The sequence below is a fragment of the Staphylococcus pasteuri genome (assembly GCF_003970495.1).
Taxonomy (GTDB): Bacteria; Bacillota; Bacilli; order Staphylococcales; family Staphylococcaceae; genus Staphylococcus; species Staphylococcus pasteuri.
In genome coordinates, this window is sequence record NZ_RXWW01000027.1 from 1 (window position 1) to 4,903 (window position 4,903).

3 protein-coding genes are annotated in these 4,903 nt (G+C 25.4%); 1 reads left to right on the forward strand and 2 read right to left on the reverse strand.

All coding sequences use genetic code 11. The features are described from left to right. A partial coding sequence (locus tag CD121_RS12310) for a hypothetical protein (RefSeq protein ID WP_218957800.1) occupies nucleotides 1-259 on the forward strand: 259 nt, incomplete at its 5' end. Nucleotides 260-463: 204 nt separating this feature from the next. On the opposite strand, the gene CD121_RS03985 is transcribed toward CD121_RS12310, so the two are convergent. Beyond that, a complete protein-coding gene (locus CD121_RS03985) occupies nucleotides 464-1,678 on the reverse strand; it encodes a HEPN domain-containing protein (protein ID WP_126567486.1) in 1,215 nt (404 codons plus the stop codon). Between the two features lie 138 nt (nucleotides 1,679-1,816). Continuing rightward, nucleotides 1,817-4,891: an SNF2-related protein gene (locus CD121_RS12355; RefSeq protein WP_257214257.1), complete on the reverse strand. Its 3,075-nt coding sequence runs from the start codon at nucleotides 4,889-4,891 to the stop codon at nucleotides 1,817-1,819. Nucleotides 4,892-4,903 lie beyond the last annotated feature (12 nt).

Sequence of the window (4,903 nt, forward strand, 5' to 3'; positions counted from 1 at the left end):
TTATATAATTAATATAATTTTATTTATGATACTCATGCCTTTATCTACTTATCTATTTGTTTATGGTTTAGAAAAGAGTAAAGAAATAAATAGAAAGAAACATATAAAATTGGATAGGCATTTAAAAATAGATAATCAGGTTGATAAAGTCAAATACCTTAAACATCAAATTGAAAACAAAAATAAAAAAATTGAAACGTACGAAAATATGAGTGTCTTACAATTTGCTTTATATAAATTATTAAATAAAAATAAATAAACTATTTGTAATAGTTAGCGCTTTTGTTGATTATTACAATATCAAACGAATCCAATCAACTAATTACTATAGTCATAATTTTATTTTTATAGCTATACTTTTATATCATTAAAAAGTAAATCAGGAAATAAATAATACAAAAATTGACTTATTCACTTAACCAAGGAACTTTATATATCATACACTGAATTTATAAACTATTTATCAATGAGTACATTTTAATAAAGATATTATTTCGCTAGAAGGAATGCCTATTTTAAACAATATAAAAGACTTATGTAGTTGAAGAGTATATTTAGAAATATTAATTATATTATCTTTAGAATATGTTGGCTTTTCTGTATGTGGAAAATAATGAGAATAATAGTGCCTATAATTCTTTAAATAATCATGTAATGAATCATCATAATTAACGATACTTTTTAAGTAATCTTGCAAATCATTATCTAGTGAAAACAATAAATCTTTATAACGGTCTACTAAATTAATTTGATCATTAGAAACGAGTCTTCTATGTAATCCTTCGTTAATTTTTAATAAATCAACTAAATAATACTCAATAAATTTTGGTGTATACATTAATTTTATATAACTCGAAAAAATATCTTCAAATGAATCACGATTACTATAAAAGAATTCATATATTTTTGATAGATGTTTTTGGAAGAAACCATTTGTAATATGAGTAATACTTGTTTTGTGATATTCTTTGAAATCAAAGGGTAAATCAAGGAAGACCTTGTAAGAATTACTATCGGAAGATAATATTACACTTTCAATTTTATGTTTTTCATTAGTTATAAAACTAAAAATATAGGCAATATTTAAGGCATCTGAGATACATTTTTCACTATAATAAGAATTTTTGTATTCAAGCTTTAGTGCATTTTCATATTGAAAATTACTTTCGTTAAATCTGTAAATTTTATTATTCATATTACATAATAAACACAAACTAACTTCGTTTAATGAAATGATTTCTTTCTTGAGATTTTCACTATCAATATTGATAATATATTCGTTATTTTTCCTATTATGTTTTATGCTAAAAGGTGTTTGATTTATATTTTTCTTTAAACCACTAAATTTAATACTTACACTATCAAAAGTCTCAGGGATCTTTTTATGTGATATAGATATCCAAATTTGAGTAAATAAGTATTCGAACTCGTTACCTCCTGGAAAGTTTGTTGAGCACTTTGAAAGAACACCGTTCCTTAGGTACAATGTTTCACCTTTTACAGTCATAAATTCACATTCCTGTATAACTTCTTCTAATTTCAACTCAATATCCGTACTAAATGATAATGTAAAATTGCTGCCATCACTTTTTAAAATTCCTTGCTCTTCAGAACCAGCTAATAATAATGTCCCAGATATTTCAAAATTATCAGTATTATTTAGTTTTCTTAATTTCATTGGATACTCCTTATTTTTTGAATTATAAAGCAGTTATTATTTAAAGAAAAGAGAACGTATTTTACGCTCTCTTTTTATATAGTAAATCATATTCAAAACCAATGTTGTTCATATGAAAATAAAAACAATTTGCTAAATTTATTGATCTATTACATTTTTGAAGAAAAATTCTAAATCTTCGTCTTCAGTAGGTAATATTTCTAACTCATGTTTATCAATGGCATCAAGCATTAATTGTTCTTTTTCAGCTAATCTTTTATATATCCTTTCTCCTAAAGAGTAGTTACCTTGTTCCATTGGATAATATTGTTGGAAATAATAGTATTGTGTATAATCTTCTTGATTTAACCCTAATCTATGGATTCTATCCTTGGATTGTAGCAAATGAACTAAATTATAACTATATTCATAATAAATTGCATCATGACAGCTTTGGTGTAATGAAACTGACTCTGCTAAAGTATGAGGGTTAGTAATTAGTATATCTATTTCTTTATTTTTAAATTTATTGATAATTTCATTTCTTTCTTCTTGGCTAACTGAACCCGAAATCACTTCTGCTCTTATATTCAATTTGTTTAAATCGCTTTTTAACTTGTACATTGTTTTAATAAAGATACACCAAACTATTGCTGTTTTAGATTCACTTACAAGTTGTTTAACAAGTTCAAGTAATGCTTTCATTTTAGATGTTCTATCAATTTGAGCCACTAAATTTTCTATGTCTTCCGAATAATCTTGATATTCAACAAATTCTTCATGATTAACACTTAAATCAAGCATATGTTCAAATTCTTTCAAATCTAATGTTTCAAGTAAAAGTGAAGGCGAGCTTTCTAATTGCATAATTTTAGCAAATAGCGCCAATTGATTAGATTTATATTTTGATAAAATAATTTTAAATAGTTCTTGTTCCTCTAAACTCGCTTTTATATCAATAATTTTATCTGGATTTGTAGGTGGCACACCCAGTTCATCTTTAGTTGTTCTTGTGAAGAATGGTTGAATCTTATCATTAATCATTTTAACTTCTGATTCATTTGGATTATTCAATAATGGAATTTCAAAATTGAAAAAGTGGTTATAATCATATGGATATAATAAATTTAATAGATTGTAAATATCTTTGTAACCATTAGGGATAGGTGTACCGGTCAAAGTTACCATATATTTAGCATTTTCAGTTATTCTTAAAGCAGCTCCTGCTCTCCTACCTTCAGGATTTTTTATACGATGAACTTCATCAAATACAACTAAAGTATTCTCAGTTATTAAATTCTTAATTTCATCTTCTAAAATATAGAGAACTTCATAGTTAAGTAATATCAATTCTTTATTTCCACTTTCGTATTTTAAAGCCATTTTCTTCTCATTAGATGTATTGAGATCTTTAATATTCAAATACTTAAGTTTTCTACTACTACCAAAACAAGATTGATATTCATTTATCCAAGAATTAAATGCATTCAAAGGTCCAATCATAATAATTTTATTTACTTTATTTGTAGTATTTAAATAGGCATACATACCATATACTGTAGATGTTTTTCCAGATCCAGGAACAGAAAAATTCCCTGATTTTTGCATCATAGTTAAGTAAAAAGCGTCTTTCATTTGTTTTGTTCTTAATTTTCTTTCTAATGTTTGATCAACTATTTCTTTAAATTCAATATATCTTTCATTAAACCTTAAATCATCATTTTTAATATCATTGCCAACTGTATATTTATAATCAATATAAGATTCAATTCTATTTACATATTGAATAACATTTTCATCAATAATTACATTTGAATTTAGTTTATCAGCCAATTTTTCTATTTGCTCAATCGCATTACGAATATCTTTATAGTATATGTTTTTTCTAAATATAATCTTTGAGTCAGTATAACTTTCTACATATCTTTTGATACGTAATTTATATATTCTATGACTAATTATTTTTTCTATTTGATTTTCATTTACTTCTAATGTTAGTTGTTCATCATGATTCAATTGAACTTGAAACATCACCGTACACCTATCCTTAATTTTCTTGACTTCTTCTTCTAACATCTCTAAAGCATTTAAGAATTGTGGATAGTCTGTTTCGTCATTTAGTCGTAACACAATCTCAAAATCAATATTTTGCAATGCATCTATTGCTTTTTCTATTTGATTTTTCGGAGCATTAATACTATTTCTTTTTTTGACTTTTTCCTGGTATTTATCATACGTATTTTTAAGTTCTTCTCTTAATTCTTCATCGCCACGAATTTCTTTATTAATAAATTCGACTGTAATTTCATCTTCATCGTCAAATTTTTCTAAAAATTGTTCAGTTAAGTTCATATTATCTTCAACAAATGGCTTAAATTGAGGTGTATTTATTATATTTTTAATTTTTCGTATATAACGTGTCATATCAGTATCAGGCTTAGCAGCTATATTAGTGAAAATAACATTTTTTAAATCTTCTCGTTCTTCTTCAGATTTTATTTTATTAAGTACTGACGTTATTTCACCTAATGGTCCATCTAATTCCCAATCACGCGCCAAGTAATAATGTTCATGCATGTTAATAAACTCTAGAAACTCAACCATTAAATTTGCACGGTCTATCATCTTTTTAACTTCAGTAGTTGATTGTTCAGTATTTTTAGCGTATTCCTCAACTGTAATTAACTCATTTTTAACAATGTCATTATATACGCCAACTAATCTATCTATAGGATTATATCCGACTCTTTCTTCACGTCCATGTTGTAAATATAACTCTAATAATTTAATTTCTTTCTTACTATCTTGTATATCTTTACTTATAATAATTGCATCTAAATAATTGAACTTAGAATCCTCTTTAGCGAGATCTCTTAAACATGTAAAACGACGATTACCGTCAATGATTCGTCCATCGCTCAGTATAACTGCTGGTTCAGTTTGACCTAAAGCTTTAATATTATTCTTAGTTTTTTTAAAGGCTTTTTCATCACTTTCTTTAATAAAATCAGCAATAATATCGTTGTACTTCTCACGGTTACTCATATCAAATGAATTTAAGTGATTATCTGCTTTATATTTACTAATCCAAGTTGCAATTCTATCATTTTGATCATTATAATAAAGTTTATCTAGTTTAATTTTATATACATCATAGGTATCAGTTATTCCATCTACCTTTAATCTAGTAGTCAAATCAGTTTTAATTAAATCATTTGTATTTATTTTTGTCATTAATATTCAAAC

What these genes read in the sequence shown, in the direction of transcription:
- CD121_RS03985 (WP_126567486.1), bottom strand. Translation starts at nt 1,678, where the DNA reads ATGAAATTAAGAAAACTAAATAATACTGATAATTTTGAAATATCTGGG.
- CD121_RS12355 (WP_257214257.1), bottom strand. Translation starts at nt 4,891, where the DNA reads ATGACAAAAATAAATACAAATGATTTAATTAAAACTGATTTGACTACT.